This window comes from Streptomyces sp. NBC_00582, assembly GCF_036345155.1.
Lineage (GTDB): Bacteria > Actinomycetota > Actinomycetes > Streptomycetales > Streptomycetaceae > Streptomyces.
The window spans coordinates 1,578,653-1,601,204 of record NZ_CP107772.1; the positions used below are offsets into that span (position 1 = coordinate 1,578,653).

Below are 22,552 nucleotides of genomic sequence, written 5' to 3' on the forward strand. Positions count from 1 at the left end.
TGTTCCTCCCTACGACGCCGGGGCGGCCCGAACCGTTCAGCGGGCCGTCTGGAACGTTCTGCGGTAGGCCTGCGGCGAGACCCCGATCGCCGCGTGCAGATGCTGGCGCAGCGAGGCGCCGGTGGCGAAGCCGACCCGGCCGGCGATCTGGTCGACGGAGAGGTCGCTGGCCTCCAGCAGATGCCGGGCGTGCACCACCCGCTGCTGGATCAGCCAGCGGCCGGGGCTGAGGCCCACCTCGTCGTGGAAGCGGCGGGCGAAGGTGCGCAGGCTCATCCGGGCGTGCGTGGCGAGGTCGGCGAGGGTGAGGGGCTCGTCCAGGCGCTCCAGGGCCCAGGCCCGGGTGGCCGCCGTGCTCGCCGGGCCGGCCTCGGGAACCGGCTGCTCGATGTACTGCGCCTGGCCGCCGTCGCGGAACGGCGGCACCACACAGCGGCGGGCCACCTTGTTGGCGAGCTCGCTGCCGTGGTCCTTGCGGACGAGGTGCAGACAGATGTCGACGCCGGCGGCGGCGCCGGCCGAGGTCAGCACCCGGCCGTCGTCCACGAAGAGGACGTCCGGATCCAGCTCCACCTGCGGGTACTCACGACGGAAGCGGTCCGCGCAGTTCCAGTGGGTGGTGGCCCGGCGGCCGTCGAGGAGGCCCGCGGCGGCGAGGACGAAGGCCGCCGTGCAGATCGAGACGATCCGGGTGTCGGGACGGATCCGGGCGAGAGCCCCGGCGACCGCCGACGGCAGTTCCTCCGTGAGCCGCTCGGGCGCCACGGACGCGACGACGACCGTGTCGGCCGTCTCCAGCACTTCGGGGCCGTGCTCGACGCCCACCGTGAAGTCGGCGTTCGTGCGTACCGGGCGGCCGTCGACCGTGCAGGTCAGCACCTCGTAGCGGCCGTCGGCGGCGCCGAGGATCCGGCTCGGGATGCCGAGCTCGAAGGGGTAGACGCCGTCGAGGGCGAGGACGACGACACGGTGGGGGGCTGCTGCGGGCATGGCACGATCCTATCGGATATTGACCTTCATGCCATTTCCCGGCCGTGCCGGGCCGGGCACGCTGGTTCACCATGAGCACTGTCAACACCATGCGTGTCATCGGCCAGGACGTCCTCGGCGGACCCGAGGTCCTGAAGGAGAAGGAAGTGGAGCGGCCCGCGCCGCGGGCGAACGAGGTACTGGTGCGGGTGCGCGCCGCAGGCGTCAACCCGACCGACTGGAAGCACCGCGCCACGGGCGGGTTCCTGGGCGAGCCGCCCTTCGTCCTGGGCTGGGACGTCTCCGGCACCGTCGAGGCCGTCGGCATCGGCGTCGCCGCCTTCACACCGGGCGACGAGGTCTTCGGGATGCTGCCCTACCCCTACGGCCACGGCTCGCACGCCGAGTACGTCGTCGCCCCGGTCCGGGCCCTGTGGCACAAGCCCGCCGGTGTCGACCACGTCCAGGCGGGCGCGCTGCCGCTGGTCTCACTGACCGCCTGGCAGGCGCTGGTCGAGCACGCCGGACTCGAGTCCGGGCAGCGGGTGTTGATCCACGCGGCCGCCGGAGGCGTGGGGCATGTGGCGGTGCAGATCGCCAAGGCCCGCGGGGCGTATGTGATCGGGACGGCCAGCGCGGGCAAGCACGCCTTCCTGCGCGGTCTTGGCGTCGACGAGGTGATCGACTACCGGGAGACCGACTTCACGGAGGCCGTGAAGGAGGTCGACGTCGTCCTGGACACGCTGGGCGGGGACAACGCTACGCGCTCGCTGCGCGTGCTGCGGCCCGGCGGGGTCGTGGTGTCGATCCTGCCGACGGGGTCGCGGGAGTTCGACGAGGAGGCCGGGCGGCTCGGGGTGCGCGCGGTGCGGATGCTCGTGGACGCAGACCGTGCCGGGATGCGGACGATCGCCGAGCTGGTGGAGGCGGGGAAGCTGCGCGCGACGATCGCGGGGACGTTCCCGCTGGCCGATGCCGCCGAGGCCCACAGGCTCGGCGACACCGGCCGGACCACCGGGAAGCTGGTCCTGACGGTCGACTGACGGACCGTCACCGGCGGGTGTCAGAAGGTCAGCACCGGCTTGATGGTCTTGCCCGAGGTCATGTCCTGGACCGCCTGGCCGATGTCCTCGAAGGCGTAGGTGCCGATCAGGCGGTCCAGCGGGAGCCGCCCCGTCTTGACCAGGTCCACCAGGGCGGGGATGAAGGTCTGCGTCTCGCTGTCGCCGAGGGTGAGGCCGACGACCCGCTTGCCGCCGAGCAACCCGTTGACGTCCAGGGCGACTTCGCTGCCGAACGGCGGGGCGCCCACGACGACCAGGGTGCCGCGGGCGGCGAGCGCGTCGACGCCCTGGCGCAGCACGGCCGTGCTGCCCGTGGTCTCCACGATGCCGTCGGCGCCCCGGCCGCCGGTGATCTCGGCGATGGCCTCGCCGAGCGTGGCCTGCCCGGCGTCGACGGTGTGGGTGGCGCCCAGTTCCTTGGCGAGCGCCAGGCGTTCGGCGACGCGGTCGACGGCGATGATCGTGGTGGCGGGGCCGAGGGCGGCGGCCATGACGGCGGACAGGCCGACCGCTCCGGCACCGAGGACGACGATCGCGTCGCCCGCGGTGGGCTTCAGCACGTTCCAGACCGCGCCGACGCCCGTCTGCACGCCGCAGCCGAGCGGGGCGATCGACTCCAGCGGTACGTCGGGGTCGACCTTGACGAGGCTGCGCTCGTCGACCAGGGCCCGCTCGGCGAAGGAGGACTGGCCGAAGAAGTGGCCGCCGAGCGGCTCGCCGTCGCGGCTGATGGTGCCGGTGCCGTCGGCGCGACGGCCGCCGAGGAGGTTCAGCGGCAGCCAGGTCGCGCAGTAGGCGGGGTGACCGCCGTGGCAGTTGCGGCATGCGCCGCAGGAGGTGAAGGAGAGGACGACGTGGTCGCCGGGGGCGACGCCGGTGACGGCCGACCCGACCGCCTCGACGACCCCGGCGCCCTCATGGCCGAGGACTCCGGGCAGCGGGAAGGGCAGTCCGCCGCCCGCGACACCGAGGTCGGTGTGACACAGGCCGGCCGCCACGAGCCGGACGACCGCCTCGTCCGGGCGGGGCTCGTCCAGGACGACCTCGGAGAGGGTGAACGGCGCTCCGGCGGACTCGACGACGGCCGCGCGCGTGGTGATGGACATCGATGGAACTCCCTTTGCTGTACGGCGCGTTCAGCCGAGCGAGACGACGACGGACTTGACCTTGGTGTACGAGGCGAGCGCCTCGGGGCCGTACTCGCGGCCGAAGCCGGAGTCCTTGACGCCGCCGAAGGGGACGGCCGGGTCGAGCATGGCCCAGTCGTTGACCCAGACGATCCCGGCCTGGAGGCGGTCGGCGACGCGGTGGGCGCGGGCGAGGTTGCCGGTCTGCACGCCGGAGGCGAGCCCGTACGGCGTGGAGTTGGCGAGGGCGATCGCCTCGTCCTCGTCGTCGAAGGGCTGGACGGTGAGGACGGGGCCGAAGATCTCCTCCTGGATCACCCGGGAGTCGTTCGGCAGGTCGGCGATGACGGTGGGTTTGTAGTAGTAGCCGCCGTCGAGGTCGAGGCGCTCACCGCCGCAGACGATACGGGCGCCCTCCTTGCGGGCGAGGTCGACGTACTCCTCGACCTTGCGCAGGTGCTTCTCCCCCGCCATGGGTCCGACGACGGTCTCCGCCGCGCGCGGGTCACCGACGGGTACGCCGGGGACGGCCTCGGCGAGGATGTTCAGCAGGGTGCTGTAGACCGGGCGGGCCACCAGCAGCCGGGGGCCGCCCATGCAGAACTGGCCGGTGTTGAAGACGAAGCCCTTGATGACCGCGCCGACGGCCTGCTCCAGGTCGGCGTCCTCGAAGACGAGGTGCGCGGCGTTGCCGCCGAGCTCCATGGTGACCTGCTTGAGGTTCTCGCCGGCGACGGCCGCGGCGTGCCGGCCGATCGTGGTGGAGCCGGTGAAGGCGATCTTGTCGACGCCCGGGTGGCGCAGCAGCGCCTCTCCGGCGACCGGGCCGGAGCCGGTGACGACGTTGACGACGCCGTCGGGCACCCCGGCCCGCTGGAGCAGGCCCGCCATGTACAGGGCGCTGAGCGGGGTCTCGTCGGCGGGCTTGTGGACGACCGTGTTGCCGGCGGCCAGGGCCGGGGCGAGCTTCGAACCGGCCAGGATCAGCGGGAAGTTGAAGGGGGTGATGGCGGCGACGACGCCGATCGGTCCGCGCGTGGTGTAGGCGAGCGCGTTCATCGGGGTGTCGCGGTTGCCGCCCTCCAGGGAGAAGGCGAGGGTGGCGTAGTACTCGTAGTCGTTGGCCGCGTTGGTGACGTCGACGGCGTGGGCCAGCGTGATCGGCTTGCCGACGTCCAGGCTCTCCAGCCGGGCGATCTCGTCGGCCTCCTCGCGGATGAGCTGGGCCACGCGCAGCAGGATCCGGCCGCGCTCCCGGCCGCTGAGCCCGGACCAGCCGCCCGAGTCGAAGGCCTCACGGGCGGCCCGTACCGCGGCGTCGACGTCGGCGGCGCCCGCCTCCGCGACGGTGGTGAGGACCACGCCCCGGGACGGGTCGACCACCTCGGTCCGCGCTCCGTCCGCGGCCTCGCGCCACTGTCCCCCGATGAACAGTCGACCGGGGTCGATCTCGAAGGTGGTCATCGCCACTCCTCAGCATCGTCGCCAAGATTTCAACAAACAGGATTCCTGTTGATGCGCAGTCTCTTTACAGACAGGTTTCCTGTCAATGGTCTACGCTCGGACTCATGGCCGGCACCCAGAGAGACCAGGCGGCGACACCCGCACGCCCACCCCACAGGGAACCTCCGTCCCTGCTCTACATGGTGAAGCAGGTGGAGCTCGTCGCGCGATCCCATCTGGACGAACTCGTGAAGCCGTCCGGAATCACCGCGCTGCAGTACACGGCGCTGACGGTCCTGGAGCGGCACGACGGACTGTCGGCCGCCCAGCTGGCCCGGGACTCCTTCGTGACCGCGCAGTCCATCGCCGATCTGGTGCGCTCCCTGGAGAACCGCGGACTGATCCGCCGCGAGCGCAATCCCCGCAACCGGCGCGAGCTGCTGATCCTGCTCACCGAGGCGGGGCGCGAGCTGCTGGAGCAGTACGCCTGCCGGGTGCGGGAGCTGGAGGAGCGGATGGTGCGGGACCTCACGGCGCACCAGAGGGAACAGTTCCGCACGGCCCTGTCCAAGGCGTGGCACGCCCTCTCGTAAGCTTCTCGCACCCCTTCGCTCACGGCGCGAAAAAACTCGGTCGAGACACGCCCGAGTTTCGAAGACATATGTCAATCGAACATGCTGAAATTCACTCCATCGGGGGTACCTTGCTGGAGCGGGGAACTGCTGCGCGCGCCCCCGCCGTTGGAGGCTCCCGACCGGTGGAGCGGGTTGGAGGCGATGTCGTCGTGCAGCAGGAACCCGCCGCGGACACCCCGCATCTGCGCGTCCGGCAGGAGCGGGGGTACACGGTGCTGGAGTTCCGCGGCGAGATCGACATCGTCGCGGCGACGGAGATCGGCCCCTGGCTCGACGAGGCGACCGCCGGGCCCGCGCCACGCGTCGTCGTCGACCTGTCGCCGATCGACTTCTTCGACTGCTCCGGACTGCGTCTGCTGTACCGGGCCCGCAGCCGGGTGCTCGACCAGGACGGCGACCTCCGCCTGGTCTGCACCCACCCGCTGGCCCTGCGTGTCCTCAGGGCCACCGGACTGCACCGGCTGCTGCCGCCCGAGACCACCCTGGACGCGGCCCTGAGCCGGCCCGAGGCCGCCTCCGGCACCTTATGACCGCGCCGCCTCCCCGGGAAGCGGCGCTACAGGACGATCCTCGTCACCTGTCCGGCCCCGACCGTCCGCCCGCCCTCACGGATGGCGGTGCGATCACCGCCTGACCCCGCTCCACCTCGCCGTCGACCCGCAGGGTGCCGCGCGATGCGGCCGGCGTGACGACCTGCGTGTGTCCACTCCTTTCTGTCTATTCGCTGCGGGCCGCGTCGAACAGGGCGCTGACGGACTCACCGTTGTGGATGCGGCGCACGGCCTCGGCGAGGGCCGGGGCGATGGAGAGGATCCGCAGCTTGTCGGTGTGCTCCTCGGTGGGCACCGGCACGGTGTTGGTGCAGACGATCTCCAGGACGTCGGGCTGCTCGCTGAGCCGTTTGAGGGCCCCGGCCGCGAACAGACCGTGCGTGCACGCGACCCGTATCGAGCGGGGCGCCAACTCCCTCAGACGGTCCAGAAGCTCGAGGACGGTACTGCCCTTGGCGATCTCGTCGTCCAGGACGATGACGTCCCGCCCGGTGACCTCGCCGATCACGGAGTTGATGCTCACCCGGTCGTCGGCGTAGCGCTGCTTGGCACCGGCCGCCACCTGGGCGCCGATCATCCGGGCGAAGGCGGCGGCCTCCTTGGCGTTGCCGAGGTCCGGCGAGACGACGGTGGTGGAGGTCAGGTCGTAGCGGCGGAAGTGGGCGGCCAGCTCACGGCGGGCGTGCAGATGGTCCACGGGCATCGAGAAGAAGCCGTGCACCTGCGGTGAGTGCAGGGTCATGGCGAGGACCCGGTGGACGCCGGCCGCCGCCATCAGGTCGGCGACCAGCCGGCCGCCGAGGGAGATGCGGGGCGCGTCCTTCTTGTCGGAGCGGGCGTAGGAGTAGTGCGGCATGACGACGGTGATCCGTCCGGCGGAGGCGCCCCGGGCCGCGTCGCACATCAGCAGCAGCTCCACGAGGTGCTCCTGCACGGGCCTCACCAGGGGCTGGACCAGGAAGACGTCCCGTTCCCGGCAGTTGGCCTGGAGCTGGACCTCCAGACAGTCGTTGGCGAACCTGCTGAGCCGGGTCGGGCTCAGCGGCACGCCGAGGTGGGAACAGACCTCGGCGGCCAGCTCGGGGTGGGCGCTGCCGCTGAACACGGAGATGTCTCGCACGAAAGGACTCCTCGACCAGGTCCGACGGGAGGCGGGATCTCTCACGGGATCTCTCATGCTACGGACCACGCCCGTTTTGCCCACCCTCAGAGTCCCCTCGAACCTCGTGAGCCCCGCCACGAAGGTGCCGCCGCACAGGTGGCCGCCGGGGGCCTCGCCTCCGGTCCTGCGAGACGGCACTGCTGCGTGCGGGTGAGCCGGTCCCGGAGGCCGCCCTCGCCGTGCCCCCGCCGGGGGCCGCGGCCCCCGGGGTGCCGGCCCCGACCACCGTCGAGCAGGACGCGTGGGGCCCGGTGCGGCCGGGCGGAGCGTGACCCAGGACCTCGCGTTCTGTCACAGGTCGTCAACAAGGCGGTCTGGTGGGGGCTTTGACGGGCATCCGTCCTGACAGGAAGGAGGGCCGTCGCCATGACGACTCCCGTCAAGCGCCTTTCGGGGCGGATACCCGGCTGGGCCAAGGTGCTCATCGCGGTCGTGGTCGTACTCGTCGTGATGTTCGCCGGGATCCGGCTCAGTCTGCTGCCCGGTCTGCGCGAGTTCTTCGGCACCGAGACCAAGGACCGCTCGGGCCCCGCCCTGCTCAAGTCCATCCAGGACATGAGCCGTTACGACGCCGCCTCCGGCAATTTCCAGGTCGTCGTGGACCTGGAGAAGGACGCCAAGTACCTCCCGGACGCCATCCGCGGCACCCGCACCCTGTACGTGGGGGCGGGCACCGTGGACGCCTATGTCGACCTCGGCAAGGTCGGCGACGAGGACGTGACGGTCGACGGCGACCGTACGTCGGCCACGCTCCGGCTGCCGCACGCCCGGCTCGGCACGCCGGCACTCGACCCGGACCGCTCCTACGCGGTCTCCAAGCAGCGCGGTCTCCTCGACCGCCTCGGCGATCTCTTCTCCGACAACCCCAACAGCGAGCAGGCCGTGCAGAAGCTCGCCGTGAAGCACATCGGCGAGGCCGCGAAGGACAGCGAGCTGACCGCGCGGGCCGAGACGAACACCACCGACATGCTGGAGGGCCTGCTGCACTCCCTCGGCTTCAAGGAGGTCAAGGTCACCTACGGGACCTGATCAGCCGCCCAGCACACCCGGCAGGGTGAGCGCGCCCAGCAGGGCGGTGCCGACGAGCAGCCAGGCCACGTGGTCGCCGACGTGGCCCGACCGCAGTCGGCGCAGCAGCGCCGCCCGGCGGGGCGCCCGGGCGGTGAGCGCCGCGGCGGCCGAGGCGGCGGCGCCCACGGCGAGTTCGAGGGGATCGACGGCGGTGACTAGGAGCAGCCAGAGCACGGCGAGCGCGGCCCACCAGGCGAGCGTTCGCCCACGGCGGGCAGGGCCGACCGCTGGTTCATGAGCACCCTCCCCATACCAACGCCTTCATCCGTCTTCGTACGCCTCTGTTCGGGTTTGCTGGAATTCCCCCGGTATCCGAGCACGGAGTGCCCCGGCTCGGGGAACGGAAACGCCGACCGGCGCCCGTGCGACGGCATCGTCCGGCCGTACGCGGGTAACCGCCTTACGACGCAGGTAAGTTGAAGACTGGAGGACCGCATGGCCCGAGCAGCCTTGAACCCGCGCTCCGTGTTCCGCCTGCGCCCGTCCAAGGGCGAACAGCCGCCCGGCCAGGCGGCGGGCGGGAAAGACCCGGCCGCGGGCGGGAAGAAGCCGGCCGCGGGCAAGAAGGCAACGAAGACGAAAGCGGCGCGTTCCGAGTCCCGGCCGTTGCCCTTCCCGGTGCGGCTGCTGGCGATGCTGTTCGCGTTCGCCTTCATGGTGGGGTTCGCCGTCGTGCTGGCGCGGCTGACACTGGAGCCGTCGCCCGCCTCCGAGGCGCTCGTGCACTCGAACCTGCGTCCGGGCCGGTCGCTTCAGGCGTATCTGGACCAGCCCGCCCTGCGGGACGCGGTCAAGCAGATCGGCGGTAACCTGCTGCTCGGGGTGCCGTTCGGCATCCTGGTGCCGGTGCTGGCGCCGCAGGCGCGCGGGGTGCTGCGGGTGCTGCTGCTCACGGCGTCGGTGATGCTGCTGGTGGAGTTCGCGCAGGGCGCGCTCATCACCGGGCGCGCCTTCGACATCGACGACGTCATCCTCAACACCACGGGCGCGCTCGTGGGTTACCTGCTGCTGGGCCGGCGCATGAGCCGGGCGGTCCACGCCCCCCGGCGCCGGCGGGGCACCCCCTAGGGCCGGCGCGGCTTCCAGGTGTACTTGTCGCCGCCCACCCAGCGCACGACATTGGGGTCGTCGAGGTCGTGGACGATGATGCCGAACGCGGCGGCCGTCTCCAGGACGTCGGTGACGGTGTGCGCCGAACCGACCACTTCGCCGTCGATTTCCACGATCCGGAACGGGGGCGTGCCCGGCTGCACCCCGAGCACCATGATCCGCGGCTGGTTCATATAGGGGCTCGCGACTTCGGTCATGTAAAGAGCGTAAATCGCAATCGGCCGGTACGGATCGTCAGGAATCGCCGCCGGGAATCGCCCGCCGCTGCCGCCCGTCGTGCGGGGGGCGCCCCGCTGGGGAACTCTGGAGCCAGGAGGTGGCGATGGATCCCGTCGAGGCCCTGGAGCGGATCGCCTTCCTGCTGGAGCGGTCCCTGGCGCCCACGTACCGCGTGAAGGCGTTCCGCACCGCCGCCCGGGTGCTGGCGGGGCTGCCCGAGGGCGAGGTGGCCGAGCGGGCGGAGGCCGGGACGCTGGAGTCGCTGAAGGGCGTGGGGCCGAAGACCGCCCAGGCGGCACGGGAGGCGCTCGCCGGACAGGTGCCGTCCTACCTGCGGAAACTGCAGGACGAGGTGGGGCGGCCGCTCACCGACGGGGCCGGGGAGCGGCTGCGGGCGCTGCTGCGCGGGGACTGCCATGTGCACTCCGACTGGTCGGACGGCGGCAGTCCGATCGAGGAGATGGGCCGGGCGGCGGCCGCCCTCGGCCACGAGTGGGCCGTCCTCACCGATCACTCGCCACGGCTGACGGTGGCGCGGGGGCTGTCGCCGGAGCGGCTGCGCCACCAGCTCGAGGTGGTCGAGGAGCTGAACGCGTCCTGGGCGCCGTTCCGGCTGCTGACCGGTATCGAGTGCGACATCCTCGAGGACGGCTCCCTCGACCAGGAGCCGGAGCTGCTCGACCGGCTGGACGTGGTCGTGGTCTCGGTGCACTCCAAACTCCGCATGGAGGAACGGGCGATGACCCGGCGCATGGTGCGGGCCGTCCGCGATCCCCACGCGAACGTCCTCGGGCACTGCACGGGGAGGCTGGTGCAGGGGCGGGGGCGGCCGGAGTCGGCGTTCGACGCGGACGAGGTGTTCGCCGCGTGCGCCGAGTCCGGTACGGCCGTGGAGATCAACAGCCGACCCGAGCGGCTGGACCCGCCCCGGCGGCTGTTGCGGCGGGCGGTCGGGGCGGGCGTGCTGTTCTCCGTCGACACCGACGCGCACGCGCCCGGCCAGCTCGACTGGCAGATCCTCGGCTGCGCCCGGGCGGAGGAGTGCGAGGTGCCCGCCGAGCGGGTGGTGACGACCTGGCCGATGGACCGGCTGCTGGAATGGTCCCGGGCCTGAGTCCGCGGGGCGTTCCGGTTGACGTGCCGCGTTCCGGTTGACTTGGAGTGCACTCCAATTCGTAGCGTTTCGGACATGAGCAACAGCGACACCGCACAGCACAAGATCGGCTCCGGCTTCGGGGCCACGAGCACCGCCGAGGACGTCCTGCGGGGCGTCGATCTGACCGGCCGGCTGGCGATCGTCACGGGCGGCTACTCCGGCCTCGGCCTGGAGACCACCCGGGCGCTGACCGGGGCGGGCGCCCGGGTCGTCGTCCCCGCGCGGCGCCCGCAGACGGCCCGGGAGAACCTCGCCGGCATCGAGAACGTCGAGGTGGACGAACTCGACCTCGGCGACCTGGACAGCGTGCGGGCCTTCGCCGACCGGTTCCTCGGCACGGGCCGCACGGTCGACTTCATGATCGACAACGCCGGGATCATGGCCTGCCCGGAGACCCGGGTCGGGCCGGGCTGGGAGGCGCAGTTCGCCACCAACCACCTCGGTCACTTCGCGCTGGTCAACCGGCTGTGGCCGGCGATCGAGCCCGGTGGGGCGCGGGTGGTGTCCGTGTCCTCGCGCGGCCACCACTTCTCCGGCGTCCGCTGGGACGACGTCCACTGGAGCCGGGGCTACGACAAGTGGCTGGCGTACGGGCAGGCGAAGACGGCGAACGTGCTGTTCGCCGTGCACCTCGACGCGCTCGCCCGGGACCGCGGCGTACGGGCGTTCTCGCTCCACCCCGGCGGCATCCTCACGCCCCTCCAGCGGCATCTGCCCCGGGAGGAGATGATGGCGAACGGCTGGATCGACGAGGACGGCAACCCGATCCCGCAGCCGGGCTTCAAGACGCCGGAGCAGGGCGCGGCCACCCAGGTGTGGGCGGCGACCTCCCGGCAGCTCGACGGCATGGGCGGCGTCTACCTGGAGGACTGCGACATCGCCGAGCCCGCGCCCGAGAGCGGTGAGCGGGCCGGGGTGAAGGCCTGGGCGACGGACCGCGAGCAGGCGGCGCGGCTGTGGGAGCTGTCGGCGGAGCTGACCGGGGTGGACGCGTTCGCCTCCTAGGCCGTGTCTGACAATTCCCGTCGTCGCCCGGAGGGCGGCCTGGCGGCGTCAGGTGCGTGCTCTCGGCGTGCCGGGCGTAGACCCTCGTACTGGGCGTACTCGGGTCTGCGCCCGGTGCGCCGAGAGTGCGTGCATGGCGTCGCGAGGCAGACGGGAATTGTCAGACACGGCCTAGCTGTATTGATCACGAGCGTTGTTGACACTGGCGGGTCTTGAACATGGCGAAGACCTCCGATGTGGTGGAGCTGTCTAAGAACACACCGCACGGAGGTCTTCGTGTCCCACCGTAATGCCCGGCTGACCGTTCACGGCAGGCGGCTGCTCGTCGAGCGTGTCCGTTCGGGCCGCCCCGTCGCGCATGTCGCGGCCGAGATGGGCATCTCACGTGTCACGGCCCACAAGTGGATGCGCCGCTGGCAAGCGGAGGGCGAACAGGGGCTGCACGACCGCCCCAGCCGTCCACTGACGACACCCCACCGCACGGCGGCAGCCGTGGAGGCCCGGGTGTGCCGGCTGCGCCAGGACCGCAAACTCGGCCCCGCCCGCCTCGGCCCCGTCCTGGGACTGCCCGCCTCGACCGTGCACCGCATCCTGGTCCGCCACGGCCTGAACCGGCTTGCCTTCCTCGACCGGCCCACCGGCCAGGTCATCCGCCGCTACGAACGCGACCGACCCGGCGAACTCATCCACGTCGACGTCAAGAAACTCGGCCGCATCCCCGACGGCGGCGGCCACAAGGTCCTGGGCCGCCAGGCCGGCCGCGCCCGCCGCAGCAGCGTGGGCTTCGACTACGTCCACTCAGCCATCGACGACCACAGCCGCCTCGCCTACAGCGAGATCCACCGCGACGAGAAAGTCGCCACCTGCGCCGGCTTCCTCACCCGCGCGGCCGCCTTCTTCCACGCCCACGGCATCACCCGCATCGAACGCGTGCTCACCGACAACGCCTGGGCCTACCGCAAGGGCCTGGCCTGGAAGCAGGTGCTCATCGAGATCGGCGCGACCGGCAAGCTGACTCGCGCCTACCGCCCGCAGACCAACGGCAAGGTCGAACGCTTCAACCGCACCCTGCTCGACGAGTGGGCCTACCTGCGGCCTTTCACCAGCAACGACGAACGCACCGCAGCCCTGGCCGACTTCCTCCACACCTACAACTACCATCGCTGCCACACCGCACTCGGAGGCCAGCCACCCATCACCCGAGTCAACAACCCTGCGGGTCAATACACCTAGCCGGTGCGCGCAGGGGCGTGCCGGGCCCGGTGACGTGGGTACTCGGCGGGCGTCTCCCGTGGGGGAATCGCCGAGAGGAGCCGAAGGTGAGCAGCTCAACGGGCAGCGACATCGTCGTCACCGGGGCCACCGGCAACGTCGGTACGAGCGTGGTGCGCCTGCTGTCGGAGGATCCGGGCGTCGCCTCGGTGCGGGGCCTGGCCCGGCGGGTCCCCGAGTGGGCGCCGCCGAAGACCGAGTGGAGCGGGGTCGATCTGGCGTCGGAGGACGTCAGTCTGACCGGGCTGTTCGAGGGCGCGGCGGCGGTGGTGCATCTGGCGTGGGCGTTCCAGCCGACGCACGATCCGGCGGTGACCTGGCGGACGAACGTGCTGGGGAGCATCCGGGTGTTCGAGGCGGTGGCCGCGGCGCGGGTGCCGGTCCTCGTGCACGCCTCGTCGGTGGGCGCGTACTCGCCGGGGCCGAAGGAGCACGCGGTGGACGAGTCCTGGCCGACGCACGGCTGGCCGGACGCCGCGTACTGCCGGGAGAAGGCCTATCTGGAGCGGGCCCTGGACACCTTCGAGCGTGATCATCCCCAGGTCCGGGTGGTGCGGATGCGGCCGGCGTTCCTGTTCAAGCGGGAGTCGGCGAGCGAGCAGCGGCGGATCTTCGGCGGCCGGTTCCTGCCGGGCCAGGCCGCCCGGCCGGATCTGCTGCCCTTCCTTCCCGACATCCCGGGCCTGCGGGTCCAGGCGCTGCACACCGACGACGCGGCCGAGGCGTACCGGCTGGCCCTGCGCACACAGGCGCGCGGCGCGTTCAACCTGGCGGCCGAGCCGGCCGTGGACGCGGGGCTGCTGGCCGAGATGTTCGACGCCCGCCCGGTGCGGCTGCCGCGGACGGCGGCCCGTTCGGCGATCGCCGCGGCCTGGAACCTGCGCCTGCTGCCGGCCTCGCCCCATCTCTTCGACGCGGTCCTGCGGCTGCCCCTGATGGACTGCACCCGCGCCCGCACCGAACTGGGCTGGCGCCCGGAGCATTCGGCGACGGAGGTCCTGCGCGAGTTCCTGCGGGGCCTGCGGTCCGGGAACGGCGAGGCCACGGCACCCCTGCGGGGGCGGAAGGTGGGCTGAGGACGCCCTACAGCGCCTGTCCGCCCGCATCCCCCGCGCACCACGTGTCGAAGTCCGCTACGACCTTCTCGGCGACGGCGTCGGAGACCGCCGCCTGCAACCAGCCGCACCACGGGTCACCGGGCCGCCGGGTCCAGTGCTCGACGGCGTCCTCCCGCAGCTCGGCGAGCGCCTGCCGCGGATCCACGCGGGGCGGGACCAGCCGGCCGGGTGCGGCCCGGGCGTGTTCCTCCCATCGGTCGCGCCAGAACTCCACGGTCCAGCCGGGCCAGCGCGCGTCCATCTCCCCGGCCTCCGGCGTCGCGCTCATCGTCCACCAGCCGACCCGCTCGCCCACCGGGTCGAGGTGGATGCCGGCCTCGGCGGCCAGGGTGCAGCGGCCGTGGTCGTGGACGCCCGCGAGCCGGTCGAGGAGGGCCGGGCCCTCGGCCACCGGATGGTCGTTGATCGCCCCCAGCAGATGACAGCGGTGGTCGCCGACGGTGACGACGGTGACGAGCGGGTCGCGTTCCAGGAACTCCTCGTCGTCCGGGTCGAGCAGCGGCGCCGGGAACACCCGGGGGTCCCGCTCGCGCACCACGGCCGGGTCCAGGCCCAGATGGCGGAGGAGGTCGGCGGGGCCGTCGTGGGTCCAGCGAAGTTCCCAGCCGGGCCAGGCGCGGGCGAGGGCCCGACGGGTGACGGCGCGGTGGCGGAACCGGGTGACCGGGCCCTCGCTCGCGAAGAACAGCAGGACGCGGTCGCGCAGATCGAACAGGGCCGCCGCCTCGACCATCCAGTCCCCGCGCCAGTGGTCGACCCGGGGGCGGGCGCGTACGGCCGGCACGACGACGTCGGGGCCGGCCAGCAGGTCGTGGTCGATGCCCACGGCGCCGAACCGCGCCTCGTACACCTCGTGTGTGCCGTCCTGCGACACGACCACGAACGTCGCCCATTCAGCCATGCGGCCGATGGTCCCAGCGGCGGCGAGGGGGCCGCACCTGTGTTTCCGGGCGGTGCGGTCAGTCGGCCGGCTCGTCCGGGACGGGCCGGTCGGGGTGGGTGCCGGGCGCCTGGGGAGCGCCCCGGCGGCCGGTGCCTGCCTCGTCGGTGTCGGGGAGGTCCGGGTCGGACTTTGGGTCGGACTCCTCGGGGGTGTCGACGTCCCAGGGGTCCTCGCCCCGGTGGGTCTGCTGGTCCGGGAGGTCCCGGGGAATCGGAGGGCCGTTCTCGCCGGGACCCTCGTCGCGGTGGGCGGCCACGGCGTGCTCCCTTCGCGGTGGTGCGGTGGAGGGGGCGGGTACCTCGGGCGGGGCCCGCGAAACCTCAGTGCGGGGTGCGCCCTCGCAGGGCCGTGTGCCAGGCGGGCCGGGGGGCGTCGGGCCGGGGTTCGGGGCGGCGGCCGCCGTGGGTGAAGAAGTCGGCGAGGGGGAGGATCGCCGCGCCGACGGTGACCGCGTCGGGGCCGAGCCGGCCGAGGTCGACGGTGACCTTGCGGGCGGGGTGGCCGAGGGCGTAGGCGGTGGCGTGGCGGCGCACGGCGGGCAGGAAGCGGGCGCCGAGCCGCAGACCCGCCCAGCCGCCGATGAGGATGCGTTCGGGCTGGAAGAGGTTGATCAGATCGGAGAGGCCGGCGCCCAGGTACTCGGCGGTCTCCTCCAGGACGGCGCGGGCGACCGGGTCGGCGTCCGTGCCGTCGTCGGGGTGGGCGGCCGCGAGCATCGCGGCGAGCGCGGTCTCCTCGTCGGTGTGCTCGGGCGGTCGGCCGCCCTCCTCGCGCCAGCGGTCCAGGAGCGCCTCGGCTCCCGCGTACGCCTCCAGACAGCCGAGGGCTCCGCAGCGGCAGCGGCGGCCCCGCACCCGTACCGTCAGATGCCCCCATTCGAGGGAGCGGCCCTGTTCCGCCTCGGGGGTGACGAGGCTGGCGCCGACGCCGGAGCCGAAGAGGACCACGACCGCGTTGCGGGCGCCGCGCCCGGCGCCGAACCACATCTCGGCCTGGCCGAGGGTCCTGGCACCGTTGTCGATGAAGTAGGGCACGGTGTCGGGCAGCGGGGAGCCCGCGCGCAGCAGTGCCTCCAGCGGGACGGCGTCCCAGCCGATCGTCTGCCCGTGCACGACGGCGCCGCGGTCGGGGGTGTGCTCGACGATGCCGGGGACGCCTATGCCGACGCCGAGGAGGTGTTCCGGGGCGAGGTCCGCCGCCGCGAGCACCTCGGCGATCCCGTCCCGGATGTGACCTACGATTCCCTCGACCTCGTACCGCTGCTGCTCCAACGGTCTTTCCGCGCGCGCGAGTTCGGTGAGGGTCAGGTCGAACAGCTCGATCCGTACCCGGGTCTCGCCGACGTCCACGCCGATCATGTGGCCGCTGGTGGGGGCGACGCGCAGCAGGATGCGGGGGCGCCCGCCGTCGGAGTCGACGCTGCCGGCCTCCTCGACCAGCCCGTCGGCGACCAGGTCGGCGACGACGTTGCTGATCGAGCCGGAGCTCAGGCCGGTGGCCGGGCCCAGCTCGAAGCGGCTGAGGGGGCCGTCGAAGTAGAGCCGCTGCAGGACGGCCGTGCGGTTGGCCCGCCTGAGATCGCGTACCGTACGCCCGTTCCGCCCCGTCATGACGCTCCTCTCGCACCCTGCCCCGATCTGCAACATACCCCCGGGGACGGGCCGGGCGCGACTTTCCCCAACCCTTAGTTCACGCTGTGAGTCAACCAAGTCCCCAGTGATTAGGCTGGGGTGATGACCTCCACCCCGGACGTGCTGTCGATCGCGCTGGACGAGACGTCGGATCCACCGCTGCGGCCCCTGCCCGCGGACGTCGCCGGGCTGCTCGCCGACCTCGGGGCGCCACCGCGGCTGGTGGCCCATCTGCGGGCGGTGCACGACGTCGCCGCGCGGATCCTGGAGTGGGTCGGGCAGCACCGTCCGCACCTGCGGGTGGACGGCGACGCGGTGCGGTACGGGGCGGCCACGCACGACATCGGCAAGGTCCTGCATCCCGGCGAGCTGTCCGGTCCGGGCGCCCACCATGAGGAGGCAGGACGGGAGCTGCTCCTCGCGCACGGGGTGGCTCCGGAGCGGGCGCGGTTCGCGGCCACGCACGCCTCCTGGCAGGCGCCGGGCGTCGAGACCGAGGATCTGCTGGTGAGCCTGGCCGACAAGGTCTGGAAGAACAAGCGGGTGGCCGATCTGGAGGATCTGGTCGTCGCGGAACTGTCCCGCGCGGGCGGGCGGCCGGCCTGGGAGGAGTTCCTGGCCCTGGACGAGTTCCTCACGGCGGTCGGCGAGGGCGCGGACGGACGACTGGCCTGGCAGGCGGCGCACCCGGTCGGCGGGGCCGGCCCCCTGTGAGGGACCGGGGGTGCGGCGACACGGGACGGCGGACGGTTCACCGCCGAGGAGCCCGAGCCGTGTCCTCGCCGCGCGCGAACGGCCCTGGAGCCGGCTCCTCTGCCGATACGGTGATTTTTCGGCGAGATCACTCGAGGAGTGAGACGAGGGATTCCCCGCGCCGTGGTCCCGAAGGCACCCTGGGTGCAGAAGAAACGTTCGGGCACCCTGGGGAAGGGGAACTGGTCCGGGAATGCGAGAGGTAAGTGAGCGAGCGGCGCCGTTCGTGCGGTTGGTGCAGCGTCACAGGGAACCCGCGGTCGTCCAGGCGTTCCGCTCCGCCGCGGCGGCGACGCTCGCGTACGTCGTCGCCCTGCGGCTCAGCCCGGAGGCGGCCCCGCTCACCGCGCCCCTGACCGCGCTGCTGGTCGTCCAGGTCACCCTGTTCGCCACGCTCACCAACGGCATCCGGCGGGTCAACTCGGTGGTGGCCGGTGTGCTGGTCGCCATCGCCTTCAGCCAGTTGGTGGGCCTGACCTGGTGGAGCCTCGCGCTGCTGATCGTGGCCTCGCTTGCGGTCGGCAACCTGGTGCGGGTCGACGAGTACGTGCCCGAGGTGGCGATCAGCGCCATGCTGGTCCTCGGCGTGACCACGGTCGGCGACACGGCCTGGGCGCGGATCGTGGAGACCCTGATCGGCGCGGTCGTCGGCCTCGCCGTCAATCTGCTGCTGCCGCCCCCGGTGTGGATCGAGGAGGCGGGCGAGTCGATCGAGGGGCTGGCCCGCCGGCTGCGCCGGCTCATGGTGCGCATCGGCGAGGAGGCCGCGGGCCGTCCGGCGTTCGAGGAGGCGGCCGCCCGGCTGCACGAGGCACGCCGGCTCGACCACGACATCGTGGAGGTGGACGCGGCGCTGCGGCAGGCCGAGGACAGTCTGCGGCTCAATCCGAGGGTCCGGGAGGGCCTGCTGCACCGGGTGGTGCTGCGCACCGGGCTGGACACCCTGGAGATCTGCACGGTCGTCCTGCGGGTGCTGGCCCGCACCCTCACCGACCTCGCCAAGGAACGCGAACCCGAGCCGCTGTTCCCGGAGGAGACCGGGGAGGTCGTGGAACGGCTGCTGTCGGAGATCGCCGACGCGGTGGTCAGTTTCGCCGTGCTGGTGACCACGCACGTCAGCCTCAACGCGGACGCGGCGGAGGCCCGGCTCACCGCGGAGCTGCGGCAGGCGTCGGCCACCCGCGACAAGCTGGCGCAGTTGCTGCTGGAACGGCTCCAGCGCGACGCCCGGCAGTGGCAGCTGCACGGCGCCCTGCTCACCGAGGTCAACCGGATGCTCGACGAGCTCGACACCGAGCACCGCTCGCGTCGGCTCCTGGAGGAACTGGACCGGGTCTCCTCGGAGCAGCGGGCGCGCATGCCCCGGCTGACGCGGCTGCGTGAGCGCCTCGGCGTCCAGGAGGAACTGTGGCGGAACCGTACGGGGATCGGCGGGCGTTCTCTCTGAGGGAGCGCCGGGACGGGGCCGGCGCCGAAGGCGAGGGGAGCGTGCCCGTGGGCGACAGCACCGTACGGGTCGACGGGGACACACTGAGGCTGCCGGGCGGCGTGGCCGTGCGGTTCATGCGGACCCTGCGGCTGCCGGAGAGCGGCGAGCACGACCTGCCGCCCGGGCTGGGCACGTTCCCGCTCCGCCGGGTCACCGACCACCCGGACACCGTGCCCGCCGAGTGGCTGGCGCGCGGCGGCGTGATGCTGCCGATGTATCTGCGCGAGGCGATGTGGCTGGGCTTCGCGGGCTCGCGGGAACCGGCCGCGCTGCAGGTCGGCGCGGGCAAGGTGTGCGCGGTCTCCGGCGCACCCTGGAGCGACCGGCTCTCCGGCGACCCGCAGAACTACCTCGCGCTGCCGCGTCAGCCCTGGCTCGACGGCATCAACTCCGGCAAGGGCACGGTCCGCCAGTTCGTGGCGGTGCCGCTGGGCCTCGGGGCGACCGTGGAGGGCCAGGTCACCGGCGAAGAGGTGTGGGGCGGGGTCCAGCTCCAGTCCTTCCCGCTGAACGAGCGCAAGCGGGCGGAGTGGGAGGAGGCTCAGCGGGTGCTGTCCCTGGAGACCCGGAGCGTGAAGTCGGTCGGGGGCGGGTACGGCTCCGTGCCGCCGCCCGGCCCCCTGCCGATGATGCCGGCCGCCGCGGCGGCCCCCGCACCGGGGGGCGCTCCGCGGCCCCGGGCCGCCGCGGCGATGGGCCTGGGCGTGGGCGGTTCGATGCGGCAGGAGGTCTACCGCGACACCCGCCCGGTCGACGACTACACGCGGGAACCGGGCGCCCGTGTCTTCGTGCACCTGGTCACTCCCCCGGAGTGGCGTCGCATCACCGGCGAGGAGCCCCCGCCGTCCCCGGTGGACCGGGCCGCCTACACCAAGGCCGGGCTGCCCTGGTTCGACTACTACGACGAGGGCGCGCAGGACCTCGCCCCGGGCGGCACCCTGGCGGACGTGAAGCCGGTCGGCGACTGGCTCGGGGGCGATCTCGACCCCTGGCAGCCGCCCGCGCCGGGGCAGGTGCACCAGCTGAAGGACGCGCCGGGCAAGCCGGTGCAGGACGGCGACTGGTAGCCGCGCCGGGGTCCGCCGCTTTTGCGTTCGGGGGTCGTTCCACGTCAAGGTGCTGTGGACGACGGGGGCGCGGGACGACCTGAGGTGCGGGCATGAACGGTGGGACGGCAGTGCGCGGCGGCTGGAGCCGGCGGCGGTTCGTCGCGCTGCTCGGCGGCGCGGCGGTGGCGCCGGCGCTGGCGGGCTGCGGCGGTGACGGCGGCTCCACCGGGGCGGCGCGCGAGGCGCGGGAGGCGGAGACGACCGCGTCGGCCGGGCGGTCCACGCCGTCCGCGTCCGTCTCGCCCGAGCCCGCGCCGAGCCCGTCCGGCCCCCGGCCCCTCTACGTGGGCACGTACACCTCCGCCGAGGGCGGGGGGAAGGGCATCGGGGTCGCCTCGTACGACCCGTCGTCGGGCCGGATCACCGGCGGGGGCACGATCACCGGTGTCCCCGACCCGTCGTACCTCGCGGTCCATCCGGACGGCGGCACGCTGTACGCGGTGAACGAACGGGCGAAGGGCACGGTGACCGCCGTACGGCTGTCGGACCGGAAGGTGCTAGGGAGCCGGGCGACCGGCGGGGAGCACCCCTGCCATCTGTCGGTGCATCCGGGCGGGCGCTGGCTGCTGAGCGCCGACTACGGCTCGGGCAGCGTGGCCGTGCACCCGATCGGGGCCTCGGGGGCGCTGGGCGAGCGCACGGACCGGGTCGTCCACACCCGTCCGGCACCCGGGCCGGGGCAGCGCGGGCCGCACGCGCACCAGTTCCTGACGGCGCCGGACGGCGGGCATGTGCTCGCCGTCGACCTGGGCACGGACACGGTGTACAGCTACCGGCTGGACGAGCGGAAGGGCACGCTCACCGAGGTCGCCCGGGCGCAGACCCGGCCCGGCGCGGGACCGCGTCACCTCACCTTCCATCCCGGCGGGCGACACGCCTATCTCGCCAACGAGGCCGACGACACGGTCGCGGTCTGCGCGTACGACGCCGGCAGCGGCCGGCTGACGATCGGCGCGCCGCAGTCGACGGGCGCGAGGTCGGACCCCAACCATCCGGCGCAGTTCGTGGTCGCACCGGACGGTGCGTACGCCTATCTGGCCAACCGGGGCGACAACACCCTCGCCCGGTACGCGGTGGAGGCGGACGGGGCCCGGCTGCGGTTGCTCGGCACGGTCCCGGTGCACGGGGACTTCCCCCGGCAGATCGCCCTCTCGCCGGACGGCGGTCTGCTGTTCGCGGCGAACCAGCGTTCGGGCACGGTCAGTGTCTTCGAGGTGGACGGCGCCGACGGTGGACTGCGGCTCGGGGGCGAGCCGTTCGCCTCACCCGTCGCCGTCTGTGCGCTGCCGCTGTAGGGCGCGCGGGCAGGACGCCGTGCTCGCCCGGGTGAGCAGGACGTGCATGCGCTCGGTGAGCTGTCCGACGTCGTCGGCGGGGGCGTGGAAGGGCAGTCGTACGTCGCCGTGGGCGCGGGCGCGTTCGATGCGCAGCGTCAGTCCGTGCCGGTCGACGGCGAGCGGCTGGACCCGGACGGCGCCGTGCAGGCTGTCGTGCCGGACCAGTCGGGTGAGCCGCTCGACGGCGTCGGGGTGGGCGTCGGCGAGGTGGGTGAGCAACTGCGCCTCGGCGGTGGCGAGCGGATCGGGGCGGGCCTCGGCGAACTCGTCGAGGGCGACGACGACCGCGCCGGTGGGCTGTTTCAGCACGACCCGGGTGGGATGGAGGACGAGGTGGTCGTCCTCGGGGACGAACCAGCCGGCGAGCCAGAGCCGGCCCCGGACACGGTGGCGCACGGGGACGGGCGCCACGTCGGCGAACTCCAGGACGGCGGAGGGCTCGCCGCGGGGGGCGCAGATCGCCGCCGTGAGCAGGGAGCTGTCCTCGGGCACGTACAGATGCACCCGGCCGTCCTCGTCGACGGTGTGCGCGCCGACGAACTCCTCGCGTCCGCCGTCCGCGGTCACCGCGCAGGACCACGAGGCGGCCAGCACCGACCGGGCCCGCTCGGCCGCGCCGGGCACCGCCGTCCAGCCGTCGCCCATGCGGCGGTCACCCGTGTGGCTGTCACCCATCCCAGAACCTCCTTAGGTAAGCCTTCCCTAACCTATCGGAGTTCGGGGCGCACGCCAACCGGCACCGGTGATCTTTTGCGCCCCTCGGGCGGCTGTCAGCCCGCCAGGACCCCGAGCAGCGCCCGCGCGCACAGGTCCCGCACCTGCTCCCTCGTCAGATCCGGGTCGCGCAGCCACTCCAGACAGACGGCCGTGATGAACGCCAGCCAGCCGCGCACCGCCAGCCGCACCTCCGAGCGCTCCTCGAAGAGCGGGCCGAACTCCGGGTCGGCGCCCAGGGCGGCCAGGATCTGCGCCTCCTGCGCCGCGAGCGCCCGCTGGTAGACCCGGCGCACGGTCCGATCGCCCGCCGCGTCCGCACGATGGAAGGCGCGGTAGCCGTGCGCATGGGTCTCGACGTACTCCAGATACGTGTCGAGACCCGCGGCGAGCTGCTCACGGACCGGGACGCCGGGCACCGCCGCCGTCATCCGCAGCATCCGCTCGCTCTCGCGCTCGACGACCGCCGCGAAGAAGTCCCGCTTGGTCGGGAAGTAGTGGTAGAGCAGCCCGCGCGAGACCTCGGCGATCCCGGCGACCCGCTCGATCCGGACCTCGTCGTACGGATTCTCCGAGAACAGGCGCGCGCCCACCGACAGGAGTTGCTCCCTGCGCTCCTCGGTGCTGAGTCGACGCCGGGTGCGCCCCCCCTGGTTCGCGGCCATGCCCGCACT

The 22,552-nt window shown here is 73.0% G+C and carries 24 protein-coding genes; 13 read left to right on the forward strand and 11 right to left on the reverse strand.

Annotation, left to right across the window (positions count from 1 at the left end):
* Positions 1–36 precede the first annotated feature (36 nt).
* A complete protein-coding gene (locus OG852_RS06490) occupies positions 37–990 on the reverse strand; it encodes a GlxA family transcriptional regulator (protein WP_330347324.1) in 954 nt (317 codons plus the stop codon).
* A gap of 71 nt (positions 991–1,061) precedes the next feature.
* Between OG852_RS06490 and OG852_RS06495 the strand changes: the two genes are divergently transcribed.
* Positions 1,062–2,012: an NADP-dependent oxidoreductase gene (locus tag OG852_RS06495; RefSeq protein ID WP_133915569.1), complete on the forward strand. Its 951-nt coding sequence runs from the start codon at positions 1,062–1,064 to the stop codon at positions 2,010–2,012.
* Between the two features lie 20 nt (positions 2,013–2,032).
* Here the strand turns inward: OG852_RS06495 and OG852_RS06500 are convergent, their stop codons facing one another.
* On the reverse strand, positions 2,033–3,139 hold the full coding sequence (locus OG852_RS06500; protein WP_330347325.1) for an NAD(P)-dependent alcohol dehydrogenase: 1,107 nt from the start codon (positions 3,137–3,139) through the stop codon (positions 2,033–2,035).
* Between the two features lie 30 nt (positions 3,140–3,169).
* Entirely contained in the window at positions 3,170–4,624 is a 1,455-nt protein-coding gene (locus OG852_RS06505; RefSeq protein ID WP_133915571.1) for an aldehyde dehydrogenase family protein, read from the reverse strand.
* 104 nt (positions 4,625–4,728) lie between these two features.
* On the opposite strand from OG852_RS06505, the gene OG852_RS06510 reads away from it, so the two are divergent.
* The gene (locus OG852_RS06510) at positions 4,729–5,196 is read left to right on the forward strand and encodes a MarR family transcriptional regulator (protein WP_133915572.1); all 468 of its coding nucleotides are present in this window, start codon (positions 4,729–4,731) and stop codon (positions 5,194–5,196) included.
* A gap of 191 nt (positions 5,197–5,387) precedes the next feature.
* On the forward strand, positions 5,388–5,768 hold the full coding sequence (locus tag OG852_RS06515; RefSeq protein ID WP_330347326.1) for an anti-sigma factor antagonist: 381 nt from the start codon (positions 5,388–5,390) through the stop codon (positions 5,766–5,768).
* A gap of 187 nt (positions 5,769–5,955) precedes the next feature.
* Here the strand turns inward: OG852_RS06515 and OG852_RS06520 are convergent, their stop codons facing one another.
* Positions 5,956–6,909 carry a ribose-phosphate diphosphokinase gene (locus tag OG852_RS06520; RefSeq protein WP_133915574.1) on the reverse strand — a complete coding sequence of 318 codons (954 nt, stop codon included), beginning with the start codon at positions 6,907–6,909 and terminating at the stop codon, positions 5,956–5,958.
* Positions 6,910–7,317: 408 nt separating this feature from the next.
* Here OG852_RS06520 and OG852_RS06525 point away from each other — a divergent pair, with 408 nt between their 5' ends.
* Positions 7,318–7,980, forward strand: a complete 663-nt coding sequence (locus tag OG852_RS06525) for a DUF4230 domain-containing protein (protein WP_133915575.1) — start codon at positions 7,318–7,320, stop codon at positions 7,978–7,980.
* Here the strand turns inward: OG852_RS06525 and OG852_RS06530 are convergent, their stop codons facing one another.
* A complete protein-coding gene (locus OG852_RS06530; RefSeq protein WP_330351640.1) occupies positions 7,981–8,196 on the reverse strand; it encodes a hypothetical protein in 216 nt (71 codons plus the stop codon).
* 261 nt (positions 8,197–8,457) lie between these two features.
* Between OG852_RS06530 and OG852_RS06535 the strand changes: the two genes are divergently transcribed.
* The gene (locus OG852_RS06535) at positions 8,458–9,090 is read left to right on the forward strand and encodes a VanZ family protein (protein WP_330347327.1); all 633 of its coding nucleotides are present in this window, start codon (positions 8,458–8,460) and stop codon (positions 9,088–9,090) included.
* Here the strand turns inward: OG852_RS06535 and OG852_RS06540 are convergent.
* Positions 9,087–9,329 carry a hypothetical protein gene (locus tag OG852_RS06540; RefSeq protein WP_133915577.1) on the reverse strand — a complete coding sequence of 81 codons (243 nt, stop codon included), beginning with the start codon at positions 9,327–9,329 and terminating at the stop codon, positions 9,087–9,089. The genes OG852_RS06535 and OG852_RS06540 overlap by 4 nt on opposite strands.
* A 125-nt stretch (positions 9,330–9,454) precedes the next feature.
* On the opposite strand from OG852_RS06540, the gene OG852_RS06545 reads away from it, so the two are divergent.
* The 4 genes from OG852_RS06545 (at position 9,455) to OG852_RS06560 (ending at position 13,860) form a co-directional block, all read left to right on the forward strand.
* Entirely contained in the window at positions 9,455–10,465 is a 1,011-nt protein-coding gene (locus OG852_RS06545; RefSeq protein WP_330347328.1) for a PHP domain-containing protein, read from the forward strand.
* Between the two features lie 75 nt (positions 10,466–10,540).
* Entirely contained in the window at positions 10,541–11,512 is a 972-nt protein-coding gene (locus OG852_RS06550; RefSeq protein ID WP_330347329.1) for an SDR family NAD(P)-dependent oxidoreductase, read from the forward strand.
* Between the two features lie 276 nt (positions 11,513–11,788).
* Positions 11,789–12,745, forward strand: a complete 957-nt coding sequence (locus OG852_RS06555) for an IS481 family transposase (RefSeq protein ID WP_330346872.1) — start codon at positions 11,789–11,791, stop codon at positions 12,743–12,745.
* Between the two features lie 86 nt (positions 12,746–12,831).
* Positions 12,832–13,860, forward strand: coding sequence for an SDR family oxidoreductase (locus tag OG852_RS06560; RefSeq protein ID WP_133915580.1), 1,029 nt, complete (start codon positions 12,832–12,834; stop codon positions 13,858–13,860).
* A gap of 7 nt (positions 13,861–13,867) precedes the next feature.
* Here OG852_RS06560 and OG852_RS06565 read toward each other — a convergent pair whose 3' ends face one another.
* The 3 genes from OG852_RS06565 to OG852_RS06575 form a co-directional block, all read right to left on the reverse strand.
* Complete coding sequence (locus OG852_RS06565) at positions 13,868–14,803, reverse strand: hypothetical protein (protein ID WP_330347330.1); 936 nt, start codon at positions 14,801–14,803, stop codon at positions 13,868–13,870.
* Positions 14,804–14,861: 58 nt separating this feature from the next.
* Positions 14,862–15,101: a hypothetical protein gene (locus tag OG852_RS06570; protein WP_133915582.1), complete on the reverse strand. Its 240-nt coding sequence runs from the start codon at positions 15,099–15,101 to the stop codon at positions 14,862–14,864.
* A gap of 64 nt (positions 15,102–15,165) precedes the next feature.
* Positions 15,166–16,455 carry an ROK family transcriptional regulator gene (locus OG852_RS06575; RefSeq protein ID WP_330347331.1) on the reverse strand — a complete coding sequence of 430 codons (1,290 nt, stop codon included), beginning with the start codon at positions 16,453–16,455 and terminating at the stop codon, positions 15,166–15,168.
* A 123-nt stretch (positions 16,456–16,578) separates the two neighbouring features.
* On the opposite strand from OG852_RS06575, the gene OG852_RS06580 reads away from it, so the two are divergent.
* The 4 genes from OG852_RS06580 to OG852_RS06595 all read left to right on the forward strand — a co-directional run bounded on the left by OG852_RS06580 (position 16,579) and on the right by OG852_RS06595 (position 21,122).
* Positions 16,579–17,190 (forward strand): HD domain-containing protein, encoded by a 612-nt coding sequence (locus OG852_RS06580; RefSeq protein WP_330347332.1) that lies wholly within the window; start codon positions 16,579–16,581, stop codon positions 17,188–17,190.
* A gap of 232 nt (positions 17,191–17,422) precedes the next feature.
* Positions 17,423–18,676 (forward strand): FUSC family protein, encoded by a 1,254-nt coding sequence (locus OG852_RS06585; RefSeq protein ID WP_133915586.1) that lies wholly within the window; start codon positions 17,423–17,425, stop codon positions 18,674–18,676.
* Positions 18,677–18,723: 47 nt separating this feature from the next.
* On the forward strand, positions 18,724–19,785 hold the full coding sequence (locus tag OG852_RS06590; RefSeq protein ID WP_330347333.1) for a hypothetical protein: 1,062 nt from the start codon (positions 18,724–18,726) through the stop codon (positions 19,783–19,785).
* Positions 19,786–19,877: 92 nt separating this feature from the next.
* Positions 19,878–21,122 carry a lactonase family protein gene (locus OG852_RS06595; RefSeq protein WP_330347334.1) on the forward strand — a complete coding sequence of 415 codons (1,245 nt, stop codon included), beginning with the start codon at positions 19,878–19,880 and terminating at the stop codon, positions 21,120–21,122.
* Here OG852_RS06595 and OG852_RS06600 read toward each other — a convergent pair.
* Together OG852_RS06600 and OG852_RS06605 are read right to left on the reverse strand one after the other, a co-directional pair.
* Positions 21,090–21,839: a DUF2470 domain-containing protein gene (locus OG852_RS06600; protein WP_133915589.1), complete on the reverse strand. Its 750-nt coding sequence runs from the start codon at positions 21,837–21,839 to the stop codon at positions 21,090–21,092. The genes OG852_RS06595 and OG852_RS06600 overlap by 33 nt on opposite strands.
* Before the next feature lie 95 nt (positions 21,840–21,934).
* Positions 21,935–22,543, reverse strand: coding sequence for a TetR/AcrR family transcriptional regulator (locus OG852_RS06605; RefSeq protein ID WP_330347335.1), 609 nt, complete (start codon positions 22,541–22,543; stop codon positions 21,935–21,937).
* Positions 22,544–22,552 lie beyond the last annotated feature (9 nt).

Bases quoted from the DNA above. Each gene is read 5' to 3' on its own strand.
- OG852_RS06565 (WP_330347330.1), bottom strand. From the start codon at position 14,803: ATGGCTGAATGGGCGACGTTCGTGGTCGTGTCGCAGGACGGCACACAC.
- OG852_RS06605 (WP_330347335.1), bottom strand. From the start codon at position 22,543: ATGGCCGCGAACCAGGGGGGGCGCACCCGGCGTCGACTCAGCACCGAG.
- OG852_RS06575 (WP_330347331.1), bottom strand. From the start codon at position 16,455: ATGACGGGGCGGAACGGGCGTACGGTACGCGATCTCAGGCGGGCCAAC.
- OG852_RS06600 (WP_133915589.1), bottom strand. From the start codon at position 21,839: ATGGGTGACAGCCACACGGGTGACCGCCGCATGGGCGACGGCTGGACG.
- OG852_RS06595 (WP_330347334.1), top strand. From the start codon at position 19,878: ATGAACGGTGGGACGGCAGTGCGCGGCGGCTGGAGCCGGCGGCGGTTC.
- OG852_RS06585 (WP_133915586.1), top strand. From the start codon at position 17,423: ATGCGAGAGGTAAGTGAGCGAGCGGCGCCGTTCGTGCGGTTGGTGCAG.
- OG852_RS06505 (WP_133915571.1), bottom strand. From the start codon at position 4,624: ATGACCACCTTCGAGATCGACCCCGGTCGACTGTTCATCGGGGGACAG.
- OG852_RS06580 (WP_330347332.1), top strand. From the start codon at position 16,579: ATGACCTCCACCCCGGACGTGCTGTCGATCGCGCTGGACGAGACGTCG.
- OG852_RS06535 (WP_330347327.1), top strand. From the start codon at position 8,458: ATGGCCCGAGCAGCCTTGAACCCGCGCTCCGTGTTCCGCCTGCGCCCG.
- OG852_RS06545 (WP_330347328.1), top strand. From the start codon at position 9,455: ATGGATCCCGTCGAGGCCCTGGAGCGGATCGCCTTCCTGCTGGAGCGG.
- OG852_RS06525 (WP_133915575.1), top strand. From the start codon at position 7,318: ATGACGACTCCCGTCAAGCGCCTTTCGGGGCGGATACCCGGCTGGGCC.
- OG852_RS06540 (WP_133915577.1), bottom strand. From the start codon at position 9,329: ATGACCGAAGTCGCGAGCCCCTATATGAACCAGCCGCGGATCATGGTG.
- OG852_RS06500 (WP_330347325.1), bottom strand. From the start codon at position 3,139: ATGTCCATCACCACGCGCGCGGCCGTCGTCGAGTCCGCCGGAGCGCCG.
- OG852_RS06550 (WP_330347329.1), top strand. From the start codon at position 10,541: ATGAGCAACAGCGACACCGCACAGCACAAGATCGGCTCCGGCTTCGGG.
- OG852_RS06510 (WP_133915572.1), top strand. From the start codon at position 4,729: ATGGCCGGCACCCAGAGAGACCAGGCGGCGACACCCGCACGCCCACCC.
- OG852_RS06495 (WP_133915569.1), top strand. From the start codon at position 1,062: ATGAGCACTGTCAACACCATGCGTGTCATCGGCCAGGACGTCCTCGGC.
- OG852_RS06490 (WP_330347324.1), bottom strand. From the start codon at position 990: ATGCCCGCAGCAGCCCCCCACCGTGTCGTCGTCCTCGCCCTCGACGGC.